Annotated in this window: 16 protein-coding genes; 6 read left to right on the forward strand and 10 right to left on the reverse strand. The window is 73.5% G+C overall.

Annotated features, from left to right (window positions below; all coding sequences use genetic code 11):
• Window positions 1-107: 107 nt before the first annotated feature.
• The 3 genes from BMX74_RS13870 to BMX74_RS13880 form a co-directional block, all read right to left on the reverse strand.
• Window positions 108-2,798 (reverse strand): helix-turn-helix transcriptional regulator, encoded by a 2,691-nt coding sequence (locus tag BMX74_RS13870; protein ID WP_055504668.1) that lies wholly within the window; start codon window positions 2,796-2,798, stop codon window positions 108-110.
• A gap of 119 nt (window positions 2,799-2,917) precedes the next feature.
• Window positions 2,918-3,553, reverse strand: coding sequence for a hypothetical protein (locus BMX74_RS13875; protein ID WP_055504669.1), 636 nt, complete (start codon window positions 3,551-3,553; stop codon window positions 2,918-2,920).
• Window positions 3,550-3,945 (reverse strand): hypothetical protein, encoded by a 396-nt coding sequence (locus tag BMX74_RS13880; RefSeq protein ID WP_055504670.1) that lies wholly within the window; start codon window positions 3,943-3,945, stop codon window positions 3,550-3,552. Before BMX74_RS13880 ends, BMX74_RS13875 begins: the two co-directional genes overlap by 4 nt.
• 58 nt (window positions 3,946-4,003) lie before the next feature.
• On the opposite strand from BMX74_RS13880, the gene BMX74_RS13885 reads away from it, so the two are divergent.
• Window positions 4,004-5,260, forward strand: a complete 1,257-nt coding sequence (locus BMX74_RS13885) for a PEP/pyruvate-binding domain-containing protein (RefSeq protein ID WP_055504671.1) — start codon at window positions 4,004-4,006, stop codon at window positions 5,258-5,260.
• Window positions 5,261-5,304: 44 nt separating this feature from the next.
• Entirely contained in the window at window positions 5,305-5,919 is a 615-nt protein-coding gene (locus BMX74_RS13890) for a histidine phosphatase family protein (RefSeq protein ID WP_055504672.1), read from the forward strand.
• A gap of 39 nt (window positions 5,920-5,958) precedes the next feature.
• On the opposite strand, the gene BMX74_RS13895 is transcribed toward BMX74_RS13890, so the two are convergent.
• Complete coding sequence (locus BMX74_RS13895; RefSeq protein WP_055504673.1) at window positions 5,959-6,357, reverse strand: VOC family protein; 399 nt, start codon at window positions 6,355-6,357, stop codon at window positions 5,959-5,961.
• Window positions 6,358-6,451: 94 nt separating this feature from the next.
• Between BMX74_RS13895 and BMX74_RS13900 the strand changes: the two genes are divergently transcribed.
• The 3 genes from BMX74_RS13900 (at window position 6,452) to BMX74_RS13910 (ending at window position 8,440) form a co-directional block, all read left to right on the forward strand.
• Complete coding sequence (locus BMX74_RS13900; protein ID WP_055504674.1) at window positions 6,452-7,582, forward strand: helix-turn-helix transcriptional regulator; 1,131 nt, start codon at window positions 6,452-6,454, stop codon at window positions 7,580-7,582.
• A 220-nt stretch (window positions 7,583-7,802) separates the two neighbouring features.
• Window positions 7,803-8,153: a type II toxin-antitoxin system RelE/ParE family toxin gene (locus tag BMX74_RS13905; RefSeq protein ID WP_055504675.1), complete on the forward strand. Its 351-nt coding sequence runs from the start codon at window positions 7,803-7,805 to the stop codon at window positions 8,151-8,153.
• A complete protein-coding gene (locus BMX74_RS13910) occupies window positions 8,150-8,440 on the forward strand; it encodes a helix-turn-helix domain-containing protein (RefSeq protein ID WP_055504676.1) in 291 nt (96 codons plus the stop codon). The genes BMX74_RS13905 and BMX74_RS13910 overlap by 4 nt, the downstream gene beginning before the upstream one ends.
• Window positions 8,441-8,888: 448 nt before the next feature.
• Here the strand turns inward: BMX74_RS13910 and BMX74_RS13915 are convergent, their stop codons facing one another.
• Window positions 8,889-9,530: a response regulator transcription factor gene (locus BMX74_RS13915; protein WP_091100613.1), complete on the reverse strand. Its 642-nt coding sequence runs from the start codon at window positions 9,528-9,530 to the stop codon at window positions 8,889-8,891.
• Window positions 9,518-11,512: a sensor histidine kinase gene (locus tag BMX74_RS13920; RefSeq protein WP_091100615.1), complete on the reverse strand. Its 1,995-nt coding sequence runs from the start codon at window positions 11,510-11,512 to the stop codon at window positions 9,518-9,520. Before BMX74_RS13920 ends, BMX74_RS13915 begins: the two co-directional genes overlap by 13 nt.
• A gap of 147 nt (window positions 11,513-11,659) precedes the next feature.
• Here BMX74_RS13920 and BMX74_RS13925 point away from each other — a divergent pair, with 147 nt between their 5' ends.
• The gene (locus BMX74_RS13925) at window positions 11,660-12,010 is read left to right on the forward strand and encodes a hypothetical protein (RefSeq protein WP_091100617.1); all 351 of its coding nucleotides are present in this window, start codon (window positions 11,660-11,662) and stop codon (window positions 12,008-12,010) included.
• Window positions 12,011-12,161: 151 nt separating this feature from the next.
• On the opposite strand, the gene BMX74_RS13930 is transcribed toward BMX74_RS13925, so the two are convergent.
• The 4 genes from BMX74_RS13930 to BMX74_RS13945 form a co-directional block, all read right to left on the reverse strand.
• A complete protein-coding gene (locus tag BMX74_RS13930; RefSeq protein ID WP_055504681.1) occupies window positions 12,162-13,484 on the reverse strand; it encodes a serine hydrolase domain-containing protein in 1,323 nt (440 codons plus the stop codon).
• 155 nt (window positions 13,485-13,639) lie between these two features.
• Window positions 13,640-14,266 carry a GOLPH3/VPS74 family protein gene (locus tag BMX74_RS13935; protein ID WP_063792154.1) on the reverse strand — a complete coding sequence of 209 codons (627 nt, stop codon included), beginning with the start codon at window positions 14,264-14,266 and terminating at the stop codon, window positions 13,640-13,642.
• A gap of 13 nt (window positions 14,267-14,279) precedes the next feature.
• A complete protein-coding gene (locus tag BMX74_RS13940; protein WP_091100619.1) occupies window positions 14,280-14,525 on the reverse strand; it encodes a type II toxin-antitoxin system antitoxin in 246 nt (81 codons plus the stop codon).
• Window positions 14,526-14,527: 2 nt separating this feature from the next.
• Complete coding sequence (locus BMX74_RS13945) at window positions 14,528-15,454, reverse strand: SPFH domain-containing protein (protein WP_091100621.1); 927 nt, start codon at window positions 15,452-15,454, stop codon at window positions 14,528-14,530.
• Window positions 15,455-15,564 lie beyond the last annotated feature (110 nt).

Raw genomic sequence — 15,564 nt, forward strand, 5'->3', positions numbered from 1 at the left:
GGTCGACGGTAGGAACCGGCGGCACCGGACCGCCTCCGTCACATGACGTGAGTGGCCGGCGGGGTCCGGCGGCCCGCTTAGGTAATCACGACCGCCCGGTGAGGTACTTACGCGAAGACGAATCTGCCGAGCTCGGCACGCGAGTTGACGCCCAGCTTCGGAAAGGCCTTGTACAGGTGGTAGGCGACAGTGCGCGGGCTCAGGAACAGTTGCGAGGCGATGTCCCGGTTGGAGGCGCCGCTCGCCGCCAGCCGTACCACGTGGAGCTCCTGCGGGGTGAGCGCCGTCAGCACGTCCTGGCTGCGGTGACGAGGGGACAGCGGTGCGCCGGTGGCGCGCAGTTCGGCCGCCGCGCGTTCGAACCAGGGGGTGGCGCCGAGCTGGGCGAAGGTCTCCATGGCCGCGTTCAGATGCGTTCGCGCCTCGGCGCGGCGCTGGTGCCGCCGCAGCCACTCGCCGTACAGCAACTCCGTCCGGGCCTGCTCGAACGGCTGATCGCCCTCGCGGTGCAGGGCCAGCGCCCGCTCGTAGGCCGTGCCGTCGCCGGTCACCAGGGCGTGGCAGCGCTCCAGTACGGCCATCGCCCACGGCCGCCGGACGGCCCGCACCCACGTGGTGAAGCGTTCGAGCGCCTCCCTGGCCCGGCCGGCGGCGTCCATGCGGACGGCGGCCTCGACGTACTGCGGATAGGCGTACCTCCAGATGAACGCGTGCCGGGTGGTTCCGGCGGCGATCCCGTCCATGCACTCCAGCACCGACGCGTAGCGGCCCGCTCCCAGGTCCAGCATGATGGACGCGTAGGTGGCCCACGCGGTGCCGGTCATCCACACGTCGCCTTCGCGTGCTCGCGCCATCAGCTCGCGGCACTCCTCCTCGGCCCCGGCCGCCGCCGCGAGCCAGGCGGAGACGCCGGTGAGGTAGCGGTGCCAGTACGGCTGGTCGATGTCCTCCGCGATCTGCAACCCCTCGCTCACGCTGGCCCGCGCGGCACGATGGCGCCCGCTGAGGATCTGCGCCGCCGCCTGCAGCATCATGGCCTGCGGCAGGCGCCCGACCCGTCCGGCCCTGCGGCATTCGGCGACCAGGTCGCCGGCGTCCTCCAACATGACGGTCTGGTCGCCGTGGATGAAGCCGACATTGGCCGCCATGACCCGCATCTCAAACGGGATCTCCGGCTGGTGCCCCAGATCGGCGGGCAGGTTGATGGCGGCCATGACGTCGCCTTCCAGCAGGTGCAGCATCTGCCGGTTGAACTCGTTGATCACGCTCAGCGGCCCTTCGACGGGCGGGGTGAGCGCGACGGTGCGCCGGGCCAGGACGACCTGATCGGGGTGCGGCCGCGTGCTCCAGGTGTAGATGCTGGCCAGGCTCAGCATGGACAGCGCCATCTCCGGGTCGGCCCCCGCCAGGGCCTCGACACCGGCGTGGAGCAGCCGGGTGGCCTCCAGCGGGCGGCCCGCGTGGAAGGCCAGGATCCCCCGCACCCGTGCCAGCTCGGCCACCACCGACGGGTCCGACGCCGACGGCGAGGCGTGGCGGGTCAGCTCCTCGGCCCGCGGCCACAGACCGGCGTCCAGAGCGGCGGTCGCGGCGGCGGTCCACCGGCGTGCCCGTGCCACCGGATCGGCCGACAGGCGCGCCGCCCGCTCGTACCCCGCCGAGGCGGCCGCCTGGCCGCCGCGCCCGGCGGCACGCCTGGCCACCTCCTCCAGTTCCCGCGCCACCTGCTCGTCGGGGCCGGTGGCCACCGCCGCGAGATGCCAGGCGCGGCGGTCATCGTCGGTGACCTCGGCCAGCGCGCGGTGTGCGGCCATCCGCTGGGCCACGTCCGCCGCCAGCCGCGCCGCCGTACGGATCAGGGGATGGCGGAAGGTGACGCCCGCCGCGTCGACCCGGGCCAGCCCCGCGCGTTCGGCGGGAGCGAAGTCGGTGAGCGAGACGCCCATGCCGTGCAGGGCGCGGTCGAGCGTGTGGAGGTCGCCGCTGTCGTGGAGCGCCGCCACCAGCAAGCAGGAGCGGGACGCGGCGGGAAGCTCCCCGATCCTCGTGCGGAAGCCCGCCAGGACCCGGCTGGAGACGGGCTCGGCTCCGCCGAGGGAGAAGGCCAGCGGCACGGAGGCTCCGGCTCGTTGCTCGGGTGTGAGCGTCCGTGGCAGTTCGAGCAGCGCCAGCGGATTGCCCTGCGCCTCAGCCATGATCAGCTCGCGGACGGCCAGAGCCAGCTCGCCCGACCGCTCGGCGAGCAGGCTTGCGGCCGACACCGGGGGCAGCCCGGCCAGACGCAGCTCCGGCTGGCCGGAGGCCGGGAAAGACGTTCCGTCGTCACGTACGGCGAAGATGACGGCGATCGGTTCGGCGTGGAGGCGGCGGGCCGCGAACATCAGGGCGTCCGCCGACTCCTGGTCCAGCCACTGGGCGTCGTCCACCAGGCATACCAGCGGTTGATCGGCCGCCACCTCGGTCAGCAGGCTCAGGGTGGCGAGCCGGATGAGGAAGCGGTCACCGGGCGCCGCCCTGCCCAGCCCCAGCGCGCTCAACAAGGCGTCCGCCTGCTGTCCCGGCAGCGCCTCGATGCGGTCGAGCATCGGGTGGAGCAGCAGGTGCAGGGCGGCGAACGGCAGCTCGGCCTCCGACTCGACCCCGCTCACCCGCAGCACGCGCCCCTGGGCGGCGGAGGCGGCGTACTCCAGCAGCGCGGTCTTCCCGATGCCCGCCTCGCCGCGGAGGATCAGCACACCGGTGCGGTCGGCCAGCAGGCGATCTATGGCCGACTGTTCCGCCTCGCGCCCGTGCAGCATGCCTCCTAGTCTGCCCCAGCGCTGATCGCTCGCGCTGATCGCTCCCTTGCTTGAGGCGCGGCCCACGAGCCCGCGGCGAGCACCGCCGTGGCGGCAGCGGGCCGGTGCCCTGGGGCGGGTCAGGGGTGTGCGTGGCGGTCGAGGCCGAGTGTGGCGATGAGGTCCTCGTGGAGCTCGAACCAGACGCGATGGCAGGAGTCCACGTCGGTGCGGTCGACCCAGGCGCCCTCCCCGGCCCGGGCCCGCGCCAGGGCCGCGGCGAAGCGGGTGTCGTAGCCGCGGAACCGTGTGAGGACGCGACCGAGCCGGTGCGCCAGCGGCGTGAGCGCCCGGTCGACGCAGGCGAGCTCATGGAGCACTCCGGCGTCCCAGGAGGGATCGGAGTGGTCGTTCACGGCGAGCCGATCGCCGGCCGTGGGCCGGAGCTGCCAGTCGGTGCAGGCTTGCAGCAGGATCGCGTTCAGCGGCAGGAACGCGCGGTAGACGTCCCGCACCTCGTCGGCGGCGCCGACGCGGGACAGCTCGGCCGCGAGCCGGCGCTCGTTCTCGGCCCGCCCCGGTCCGGTCAGCGACCAGCCTCCAGTGCCGGCGAAGGCGGTGTGCGCGACCCAGCCACGCGCCTCGGCGTCGCGCAGCGCCTCTTCCGTCGTGGTCGTGTCGAGCCCGTACCGGCGGGCGATCACCGGGGTGTCGGCGAACCCGGTGATGCGCACGGCGTGCAGGACCAGCAGGTCGTGCGGGGAGTCCCGGGTCACGAGTCGGCGTCCTGCCGCGCCGTCAGGCGCGTGTACCGCTGCTGGCACGCCTGCGGGGAGTTGAATCCCATCGCGTGCGCCATCTGCGCCCAGGTCAGTCCCGCGCTGCGGGCCGTGAACAGCAGGGCGGTTTCGAGTCCTTCGACCTCGGCGCGCGCGGCGGGCAGGAGCGCGAGCGCGTTCAGGATGTCTTCCTGGTCGAGGTCGGCCCAGCGCCAGACGGCGAAGTGCGCGAGGTCGACCGCGGACGGCGGGGCGGGTGCGGGGCGCCACGGGCGGGCGTCCAGCTCGTCCGCGCCCAGCCTCAGAAGACGTTCGCGCGCGTCCTGCTCACGCTGCGCCTGGGCGTGGTCGGCGTGTGCGCCGTGCCCGATGTGGTGGTTGCCATCCATGGGGAGAGCATGCACAATCAACAAATTGTTGTCAATCTTCTGTTGAAGGGCGGAGCGGATGATCGTACCCCTCAAGGAGGCCGTCGCCGACACCTGCGGGGGCAAGGCCGCCGCGCTCGGCGCGCTGCTCCGCGCGGGTCTGCCGGTCCCCGACGGCTTCGTCGTCCCGTTCGCCGCCTACCTCGCCGCCGTACGCGACCTGGACCCCGGCCGGTTCGCCGGCGAGCCCGACGACCTCGATGCGGCGCGGCGGACGATCGAGGCCCGCACCCTCCACGCCGCCGTGATCGACGCGCTGGGACGCGCCCTCGACGAACTCGGCGATCCGCCCGTCGCGGTCAGGTCGTCGGCGGCGAAGGAGGACACCGGCCAGGCGTCGGCGGCCGGTCAGCACGACAGCTTCCTCGCCGTGCACGGAGCCGGTGAGGTCGCGAGGGCCGTACGCGCCTGCTGGGCCTCGCTGTTCTCCCCGCGTGCCATCGCCTACCGGGCCGCCTCCGGCCACGACGACGGACCGTCCGGGGAGCTCCTGATGGCCGTCATCGTCCAACGCCATCTGGACGCCGAGGCGGCCGGGGTCATGTTCACGCCCGCCGACCCCGACGACGCGACCCGGATCGAGGCATGCTGGGGTCTCGGCCCCAGCGTGGTCGAGGGCAAGGTCACCCCTGACGCGTACCGCGTCGCCGAGGACGGGTCGGTCACCCGCACCGTCGCGGACAAACGGCGGCGCCTCGACCGGCGCGGCGCCCGGCTCGTCGTCCGCGACGTGCCCGCCGCCGACAGGAACCAGCCGGTGCTCGACGACGTGACCGCCAGGCGGCTGGCCGAGCTCGGCCGGCGGATCGCCGCCGTACGCGGTGGACCTCAGGACGTCGAGTGGGCGATCGCCGGCGGCCGTACCTGGGTTCTGCAGGCACGGCCGGTCACCGCCGCACCCCCGCCGCCGGCGTCGCCTCCCGGCGTCCGGGACGCCACGGTCGCCCCCGCCGCCGCGCTCACCGGGACGCCGGGCAGCCACGGGACCGTGACCGGCACCGCGAGGATCGTCCGCGGCCCCGGGGACTTCGCCCGCGTGCGCCCGGGCGACGTCCTCGTCTGCCCCTTCACCGACCCCGCCTGGACGCCGCTGCTGCGCATCGCCGGCGGCGTCGTCACGGAAGCCGGAGGCGTGCTCTCCCACGCCGCGATCGTCGCTCGGGAACACGCCATCCCCGCCGTCCTCGGCATCCCGAACGCGACGGGCAGGCTCCGCGACGGCACCGTCGTCACCGTCGACGGCACCGCCGGCACCGTCACCGCCACGAACGCGTGATCCACCGACGGGAAGGGCCCGTACCGGCCTCCCCCTGCGCAGGCATGACGATGCGACGCCTCTACCTGGCACGTCACGGCGCGGCCGACGCTTTCGGGGAGCTCACCGACATCGGGCGCCGACAGTCCGGCCTGCTGGGCGAGCGGCTCGCCGGCGTACCCGTCGACGCCGTGTGGCACTCCCCGCTGCCACGCGCCGCGGCGAGCGCGCGCGAACTCGCCCGCCACCTACCGGACGTGCCCGTGGCCGAGGCCGCCGAACTCGCCGACCACGTGCCCCACGTTCCCGGCGCGGCCGAGACGCCCCCTTCCTGGGCGGGCTTCTTCGACGGGTACGACGAGAACGAGGCGGCCTCGGGCCGGAGACTCGCCGAGGCCCTGGTGGCCCGGTTCGCGAAGCCACCCGGCACGTCCATGGAACGGGCCCGGCCCGGCACCCACGAGGTCCTGGTGACGCACGCCTACCCGATCGCGTGGCTGGTGCGGCACGCACTGGACGCGCCGCCGTCCCGGTGGCTCGGCCTGAACAGCGCCAACACCGCGCTGACGGTCATCGAGTACCGCGACGGCCTGCCGCCCACGCTCGTGATGTTCAACGACATGAGCCACCTCCCACCCGCCCTCCGCTGGACCGGCTTCCCCGAAGGCACCAGACCGTGAGGCGGTCGGCGCCCGCGCGGGGTGGGGGTCGCGACGTCGTCAGCGAGCGAACTTCGCGACGGCGGCCGGGGTGACGGGGGTGAAGAAGTTGACCAGGTTGCCGTCGGGGTCGCGCACCAGGAGCGACCGGTTGCCCCAGGGCATCGTGGTCGGCTCGGTGACGAACTCCTCGACGAAGCCGGCCAGGTTCTGACGCACGCCGTCCACGTCCTCCACGAGGAACTCGACGATCACGCTGCGGTTGTCGGCCGGACCGGCGGCGCCGGGCGCGAAGAGCGGGACGGTGCGCGTGCTGCCGATCGCGAGGGTGGCGGAGGCGGTTACGAGCTCGGCGAAGTCCTCGCTGGACCACCTGGCCCGTACGCCCGTGGCTCGTTCGTAGAAGCCGGCGAGGCGCGCGACGTCGCCCGTGATGATGCGGATCGAGACGAAGTCCATGGTGATCTCCCTGTTGGTCGGGGTCGTTCTCCCACGGCACACTAGGACTGATACTGGACAGAAAACGTCCACTATCGTCGCTAAGTTGTGTGACATGGCTCGACCCACTCATCGCGTGCTCACCCTGCTGGAGCTCCTGCAGTCGGGCGGCACCCGCACCATGGCCGAGCTCGCCGACCGGCTCGGCGTCGACGAGCGCACGGTGCGGCGCTACGTGGACCACCTGATCGACCTCGACGTGCCCGTCGAGTCGGTACGCGGCCGCTACGGCGGATACCGGCTCGGCCCCGGGTACCGCCTGCCCCCGCTCATGCTGAGCGACGACGAAGCGCTCGCCGTGCTGCTCGGCCTGGTCGCCGGTCGCAGGGCCGGGCTGACGACGGCGACGGGCACGACAACGGGCACGACAACGGGCACGAAGATGGGCACGGCGACGGGCACGGCGGGCGAGACGGCGCGCGAGACGGCGGCGGGCACGGCGGGCGAGACGGCGCGCGAGACGGCGGCGGGCACGGCGGGCGAGACGGCGGCGGCCAAGATCCGGCGCGTCCTGCCCGAACGGCTCGCCCGCAGGCTCGACACCGTGCTCGAATCCCTCGCCTTCACGGCTCCGCCCGGCCGGCCCGACACGCCGGAGACCGCGGTCCTGCTCTCCATCGCCGACGCGGTCCGCCATCACCGGCCCGTCTCGATCAGGTACACCGCCGCCGACGGCCGGCGCAGCGAACGCACGCTGCATCCGTACGGGCTCGTCGCCCATTCGGGCCGGTGGTACGTCACGGGCACGGATCCCGGGATCGGCGAGGACCGGACCTTCCGGCTGGATCGCATCGCGGACGCGAGGACCCTGCCCGGCTCGTTCGAGCCGCCCGCCGGGGTCGATCCCGCGCAGCGCGTCCTGTCCGCGCTGGCCACGGCCCCGTACCGGCATGAGGTGGTCCTGCGCATCCAGGCGACGGTCGAGCAGATCCGCGCCCGGCTCCCCGCCGCCGTCGCGACCGTGGAGGAGCCCCCTGGCGGCACGGACGCCGCCACCGAGGGCTGGCTCCGGGTCGAGCTGCGCGTGGAGCGGCTCGACTGGCTTCCTCCGGTGCTCGCGTCGCTCGACCGGCCGTTCGTCATCGAGCGACCGGACACCCTCCGCGACCTCGTCGCCGCCCTCGCGACCCGGCTCGCCGCCTCCGCCCAGAGACTCCCACCCACGACAGGCACAGGTGCCACCTGAAGCGAAACACCGGCATCAACGGCATCACGTGAAGGCCGGAGCGGAGACATCTTCCGGTCACCGAGGCGGAGAAGGCAACCGGCGACCGCAAGGTCTGCGACACCGTAGCCGGAGGTCCGCCTGTCGACGGGAACAGCAAGCGTAGTCGAATGCTGACAAAGAGTGAGCAGTTCTGCCATCGGCCAGACCGGCGTCGGCCTTCGCTCATAGCATTGCTGCTATGGCCTGGGGTAATGTGGAACTTGAACCGGAGGTTCGCGAGTGGCTTGAGAAGCTCTCGGCCGAGTCGTTCGCGCGAGCGGCTTTCTCCATCGATCTCCTGGCGGCGCAAGGTCCATTGCTGGGAGAGCCGTATGCGCGACAGCTTGACGGCAAGCTCCGTGAGCTCCGGTTCTACCTGGACGATGCGACGATTCGGATCTCGTATTGGATCGCCTCGGGTCGGCGGATCATCCTTCTGACGGTGTTCCGCAAGACGCGGATGAGGGAAGATCGAGAAGTGGACCGTGCACGCCGGGCACTGCGCCGATGCAAGGACGAGGCGCATACGGTGGACGAGGAGTGGCGATGACCGAGTGGGCCGATCTCAGGGAGCGACGGCTGGCGGAGCCGGGGGCGGCCGAAGCCTATGACGCAGCCCGTCTGGCCTTCGAGCTCGGTCGTACCGTACGGCAGATGCGCGAATCCCGTTGTTGGAGCCAGCGCGAACTGGCCGACAGGGCCGACATGACGCAGTCGGCCGTGGCCCGCTTCGAGGCCGGCGGGACCGTGCCGACGTTGCCGGTCCTTGAGCGTCTGGCCAAGGCCCTGGACGCTGACCTGGAGGTGCGGATCAGCCCCCGCGCCCCCGCGGCGTGACTCAATGCCGGGGCTCCGGACAACGTCCTGGTGCATGATGATGAGGTATGTCGTCGGCGAGGACGTTACGGCTCGCGGTTGCGCAGAGTGCGGTGCCTGAGGATCCCACCGAGCCCGCGACGTTGCGGGAGAGCGGTGCGGGGATACGCGATCTGATGCGGGAGGCGGCCGCCGCAGGGGCCCGTCTGGTGCAGTTTCCCGAGGGCGCCGTCACGTATCCCGGCAAGCACGTGATGTCCTCGGGCCCGCCCGGAGTGCTCGCCGCGTCGGACTGGAGCAGGGTGCCCTGGGACGTGCTGCGCGAGGAGACGGAGGCGATCGCCCGCCTGGCGGGGGAGCGGTCACCGGCGGTGGGCGCGTGCGTTATGCCGTTGATGACGTCGCCCGTACTGTTTGGGTGGTCCATGCGTTGCCGCGGCATCCCAAGGACACCGAGTAGTGGTTCCTGTCACGGGTGGTTGAGGTAGAGGAGGACGGCGAGGACGCGGCGGTGGTCCTCGTCGGAGGTGGCGAGGCCGAGTTTGGCGAGGATCGAGCTGACGTGGGTCTCCACGGTGCGGTCGGTCAGCCAGAGGCGGCGGGCGATGCCGACGTTCGTGCGGCCCTCCGCCATCAGGGCCAGGACCTCGCGTTCCCGCGCGCTCAGCGACGCCAGGGGGTCGGCGGCCCGGCGGGCGCCGATGAGGCGGGAGACGACCTCGGGATCGAGGGCGGAGCCGCCGGCCGCGACCCGCTCCAGCGAGTCGACGAAGTCGTCGACGTCGAACACCCGGTCCTTGAGCATGTAGCCGAACCTGCCTAGGGACACCAGGTCGACGGAGTGCCGCGTCTCGACGTGCTGGGAGAGCAGGACGATGCCCAGGTCGGGGTGGGTGTCGCGGATCAGGCGGGCCGCTCGGGCGCCGTCGTCGGTGAGGTCGGGCGGCATCCGGACGTCGATGATCGCGAGGTCGGGGTCGGCGGTGGCGACGGCGGCGATCAGCCCGGGGGCGTCGTGTGCCTTGGCCACCACCTCGTGCCCGGCGTCGGCGAGCAGGCGGGCCAGTCCCTCGCGGAACAGGGCGGAGTCCTCGCCGATCACCACGCGCACGGCAGCACCGCCTCGACCTGGGTGCCGCCGCCCGCCGGGCTGGACAGCCGCAGCGCGCCCCCGGCCGCCTGCACCCTGTCGGCGAGTCCCGCCAGGCCGGTTCCCGGGCGGATCTCGGCCCCTCCTGGCCCGTCGTCGCTGACCCGCACGGTGACCCGGTCGCCGGCCCGGCTGACGCGGACTCCGATGGTGGCGGGCCCGGCGTGCTTGACCGCGTTGGTCACCGCCTCGCTGGCCACGTAGTAGGCGGTCATCGCCACGTCGTCCGGCAGGTCGCCGGCCGCCAGGTCGGCCGCCACGTCGAGGGTCACGGGCACCGGCACCGTGCCGGCCAGCATGGACAGGGCGTTGCCGAGCCCGTCGTCGAGGCTGCTCGGCCGCAGGCCGTGCGCGATCTGCCGCAGTTCGGTGACGGCGGCGGCCAGCTCCGCCACCCACTGGTCCAGCAGCCCGTGCGCGTCGAGCGCGCCGTCGTGGAGGTGGCGCTGCGCGAGCCGGATCGCCATGCCGAGGGAGACGAGGCGCTGCTGCGCGCCGTCGTGCAGGTCGCGTTCGAGCCGCCGCCGCTCCTCGTACCCGGCGTGCAGGATCCGCGCCCGGCTCGCCTCGGCCTCGTCGAGCGCCCTGCTCACCTCGATGCGCAGCCGGACCACCTCGATGAGCAGCGCGCCCGCGGAGGCCGCCTCGCGCAGCAGCTCCCGCGTGCCGGCGCCGCCGCGGACGACGGCGCCGATGTCGTGGCCGCCGAGTCGTACGGGTGCGGCGAAGGCGTCGCCGGGGTCCACCGGAGCTCCGGCCGCGTCGACCAGCCCGGACGCGCCGGGCAGCCGGTAGCCGACCCGCAGCGCGGGGTCGCGCAGCGCCGCGCGCAGGGTGGCCTCCAGTTCCTCGGGCTGCGCCTGGCCCGCGTGCGTACGTCCCCGCAGCTCTTCGACGGCGGTCAGCACGGCCTGCCGGGCCGGGTAGAACCGGCGGTCGACCCAGCGCTGGAGCCGTACGCGCAGGGGGGACAGCGCGGCGGCGCAGACGGCGGTGCCCGCGGCGGCGGCGACGGGCGAGCTCCGGCCCGCGCCGAGGCCCGCCAGGAACGAGGCGGCCGTGTAGAAGGCCAGCAGGATCGCGGTCACCAGGCCGTAGGTGACGGCGGCGCTGATCGCGCGGTCGATGTCGTAGAGGTCGTGCCGCAGCACGGCGATCGCGGTCGCCGCCGGGATCGCGAGGGCTGTCGCCGCGAGGCCCGCGAGCGCCAGCTCGGGACCGCCGAGGAACAGGTAGCTCGCCCAGCAGAGCAGCAGGGTCAGCGGCAGGCAGGCGGCCCCGAGCGCGAACCACTTGAGCTGGGCCCGCGCCACCTCCCCTGTCGCCCTCCGGTAGCGGAGCGCCACCGCCGTCGCGGACGCGACCAGCAGCCCGAGGAAGACCGGCAGCAGCGCGATGGACGCCGCCCGCACCACCGGCTGGTAGGGGGCCGGGAGCAGCAGGAGGCGCGGCGTGGACTCGAACGGCGGCCGGTAGGAGCCTGGGTCGGACGCCACGATGAGCATGAAGAGCACAGGAACGGTCAGCAGCCCGACGACGGCCCAGCGCCACCGGCGTCCCGGGAGCCGCCCGTCGGGGAACACCAGCATGAGGAGCGCCGCCGGCACGTACAGGAACATCCAGTCGCCCTGCGACAGGGCCGCGTACAGCGCCGAGAGCGGCAGGCGCGGCTGCCGGGCGACGGCGCTCGCGTAGAGGTCGCCGACGGTGACCCATACCGCCGCGGTGCCGACCAGCACGAGCAGGGGTCCGACCATGCTGGCGGGACGCCGGACGGCGATCACCGTCCCGAGCGCCGCGGAGGGGAGCGCCAGCGTCACGCCGGCGGCGAACTCCGTCGTCGCCCGCCCGTCACCGCCGATCACCGCCAGCACGACCCCGGCGCCTGCGAGCAGGCTCGTCAGGGCCGCGAGGGCGAACGTGAGCAGGCGGGGGGTGGCCACGTCTCGACGGTAAGCCCAGCGGCCCGGCCGGGTGAATACGTGCCAGTACGGAGACCGGTTCCGCGCCCGCCCGGATCCGCCGGCCCGTCCACGCGGCGGAGACTGCGGGTCGGCAGGAACACTGCCCCCCACTCACAGGAGGCGCACATGAAGCGTTCCCCCGTTCTCTTCGCAGGGCTGGTCCTGGGCGGGCTGCTCGGTCTCTTCGACGTGGCCGCGCTGCCGTTCGGCGACGGCGAGCACCCTCCGTTCGCGGTGGCCGTCGTGGGAGCCGTCCTCGGGCTGGTCACCCTGGGCGGCGTCGTGGCGGCCTGGCGCGGCCGCCGGACCGGCGCGGCCGCCGTGATCGTGTCCCGGCTGCTGTCGGGGCTGACGGCCGTGCCCGCGTTCTTCGCCGACGGCGTTCCGCCCGAGGCGGTGGGCGGGGCCGCGGTCGGCGTCGTGCTCACGCTCGGCTGCATCGCCCTGGTCGCGCCCGCGCTGCGGTCGCACGCCTGACCACGTCTTCGAGGCGCTCGCGCCGGCCGCCGCCCACCCGCACCCGTACCGCCTCGGCACCGTCGCCGCGTCGCGGCGGCCGGGCCGGCGGTCGCGGTGCCCGCCTCCTGCGCACCGCTCGATGACGAGGTCCCCGTCAGGCCGGGACGGTTCAGGTGATGCGTCTGGCGGCCCGGCCGGCCAGGTGCAGGAAGGCGATCTGGCCGGCGTCGTCCCGCAGGAAGCGGCCGATCCGGCGGCTCGGGTCGGCGGCCAGCGTCAGGTCGTCGCCGCCTTCGACCAGCGCGAGCCGCATGTCCGGGAAGCCTTCCACCTCCGCCGCCACGAGTGCGGGCCGCAGGACGAACCGGGCCGTCAGGTGCTCGTCGACCTCCACGGTCCACTGCCCGGCGTCGTAGCTGCCCGCGTACCGCGGCTCGGGGTCGCGCAGCGTCAGCCGCGTCCGCTCCGGCTTGGCGTCGAGCAGGTGCTCCAGGCACCAGTCGGTGACCAGCTCGCCCAGCGCCTTGCCCGGCGCGGAGTTGGTGAGCGTGGTGACGGCGAAGCCGCGCTCCGGCACCAGGACGAACGTCGACAGCTGCAGGTTGCCGATGTTGCCGCCGTGCGTCACCAGCCGCAGTCCCGCACGGTCGTCCAGCAGCCACGGCAGGCCGATGCCGGCCCACGGCGCGCCGACCCGTACGTGCTCGGCCCGCATCAGCTCCCTCGTCGCGGACGTGACCGGCTCCTCGCCGCCCAGGCCCAGGTGGAAGGCGGCGTAGCGGAGCTGGTCGCGTACCGACGACAGCAGGCCGCCCTCCGGCATCGCCTCGCGGAACAGCCCCCAGGTGTGGGCGACGTGCGGGCCGTCGTCGCGTACGGTGTGGCCGACGGCGTGCGGACGGGTCGCCGCGTCCCAGGGGAAGAAGAAGCTGGAATCCATCCCCAGCGGGCCGAGCACGATGCGGCTGACCGCGTTCTCGTACGGCTCGTCGCACACGACCTCGATCACCCGGCCGAGCAGCCTGAACCCGGCGTTGTTGTACGAGGCGGTCAGGCCCGGCGGGAAGAGCTGCGGCAGCTCGTCGTACGAGCGGATCGAGGCGGCCAGCGCGTCGGTGTCCCAGGTGGCCCCGTCGTCGACGTCGCCGAGGAACCCGCCGGTGTGCGTGAGCAGGTGCCGGATGGTCAGTTCCTCGGCCGCCCGCTCGTCGGAGAGCCTGAAGCCGGGCAGGTACCGCCGTACGGGCCCGTCCAGGTCGAGCAGGCCGCGTTCGACCAGGTGCATGATGGCCGTCGCCGTGATCGTCTTGGTGGTCGAACCGATCTGGAACAGCGTGTCGGCCGTCACGGGGGCGGGCGCGTCGGCGCTGGCGACGCCGGTCGTGAGGACGTGCTCCGTGCCGTCGAGCAGCACGCCCACGGCGGCGCCGGGGACGCAGCGGGATGTCGCCTCGCTGTCGAGCAGGCTCTGCAGGGGGTTGAGGTCAGCCATTCGCTCATCCTGCTCGCCGCGGCGGCCTCGGGCTTTGTGCGTCCGCACCATTTCCTGCGCGCCGTTCGTCGCGGAAGGCAGCGGCCAGGCTGATCAGGCGGCCGGGATGATCGGGCGGCCGGGATGATCGGGCGGCCTGGTGCGGGACGTCCCGATCAGCCGTCGGCGCTCGCGTGCAGGTTCCTGATGGCCTTGCGCAGCTCGGGGGCCGCGCGCCCGCTGCGCTCCGTCAGCCGGGCGACGCGCTCCTCGTACGCCCGCAGCTTCGCCTTCGGCAGCGCCGTCCGCACCTCTCCGGCGGCGGCCAGCGCGACGAGCGCGGCCTGCTGCTCGCCGACCCGGGACAGCGGGCCGGTGAGGGCGCCGGAGACCCGGGTCGCGAGCCGTTTGGGCACGCGGGCGTCGCGTACCCGGACCTCGCTCCTCGTGAGGAGCAGCAGCGTTCTGCGCCGCTCCACGCGGACCCACCCGCCGGACTCCAGGGCGTCCAGGACCGCCCGCGCCGTCGCCCGGCCGTCCCTGCTGATCCAGTGCCGCCACCGGTGGGGACGCGACCCGGCGACCCGCAGCAGCACGTCGTCGAGGACCGGGTCGCCCACCGGGTCGTCCCGCACGACCCGCACCCGGCCGCCGTCGTCGGCGAGGCGTCCCCTGAGCAGCAGTTCGGTGAGGGCGGCCGCCTGGAGCAGGTACGGGGAGCGGTGGTTCGTCACCACCCGCCGCCGGCGCGGGTCGTAGCAGAGGAGGTAGAGCTGCGCGGGCAGGGAGTCGGGGATGTCCACGGAGGTCTTCCTCTCAGCCGTCGTCGGGTTCCTGTTCCTGTTCCTGTTCCGCCGGGGGGCGGGGCTTCTTCGGGGGGCGTCCGCGGCGGGGGATGCGGGCGGTGTTCCCCGGCAGCCGTCCCGCCTCCGCCAGCGCCCGGCGGAGCAGGAACTCGATCTGCGCGTTCGTGCTGCGCAACTCGTCGCCGGCCCAGCGGGCGAGGGCGTCGTGCACGGCGGGGTCGAGCCGCAACAGGATGCTCTTCCGCTCGGTCGCCACGGCTAGTGGTAGAGGGAGCCGGTGTTGACCACGGGCTGGACGTCGCGGTCGCCGCACAGGACGACGAGCAGGTTGCTCACCATGGTGGCCTTGCGCTCCTCGTCCAGCTCGATGACGTCGTGCTCGTCCAGACGGGCGAGGGCGGCCTCGACCATGCCCACGGCGCCCTCCACGATCCGCTGGCGGGCCGCGACGACGGCTCCGGCCTGCTGGCGCCGCAGCATCGCCTGCGCGATCTCGGGCGCGTACGCGAGGCGCGTGATGCGCGACTCGATGACCTTGACGCCCGCCGACGCCACCCGGGCCTGGATCTCCGCTGACAGGCGGCCGGTGATCTCGTCCGCGTTCTCGCGCAGCGACAGCGTGTCGTCGTGCCCGTCGTACGGGTAGCTGCCCGCGATGTGGCGGACGGCGGTCTCCGTCTGGAAGGCGACGAACTCCAAGAAGTCGTCGACCTCGAAGATGGCCTTCGCCGTGTCCTCGACCTGCCACACCACGACCGCGGCCATCTCGATCGGGTTGCCGTCGGCGTCGTTGACCTTGGTGACGTCCGTCTCGTGGTTGCGGATGCGGGTGGACACCCGCTGCTTCTGCGTGAAGGGGACGACGAACCGCAGGCCCGGGGTGCGTACGGTGCCGACGTAGCGGCCGAGCAGCTGGATCACCCGCGCCTCGCCGGGGGCGACCGCGGTGAGCCCGGTGAAGATGACGCAGGCCGCCAGGAGCAGCAGGACGGCGAGGACGATCAGGGTGGCCCCCGCGGCGGCGCTCCCTTCGTCGGCCATGGTGGCTCCCAGCGGGATCAGCACGATCGCGGCCAGCGGGCCGATCGCGGCCAGCGCCAGCATGGGCCAGCCCTTGGCGCCCCACGCGGCCTGCTCCTGCGTCTGCGGGGCCGGCATCTCGACGGCGATGCTCGTGTCTGTCATGGCTTCTCCTCGATGTCTATCATCGCTCTAGCAAAGTGATATCACTTTTTCGCCCGGCTGCCCACCCCCGAGGTCGGCGGACGTCGGGCGGCAGGTCAGGGCGGAGAGAA

Origin of the sequence: Nonomuraea pusilla (assembly GCF_900109355.1) — a bacterium.
Lineage (GTDB): Bacteria > Actinomycetota > Actinomycetes > Streptosporangiales > Streptosporangiaceae > Nonomuraea > Nonomuraea pusilla.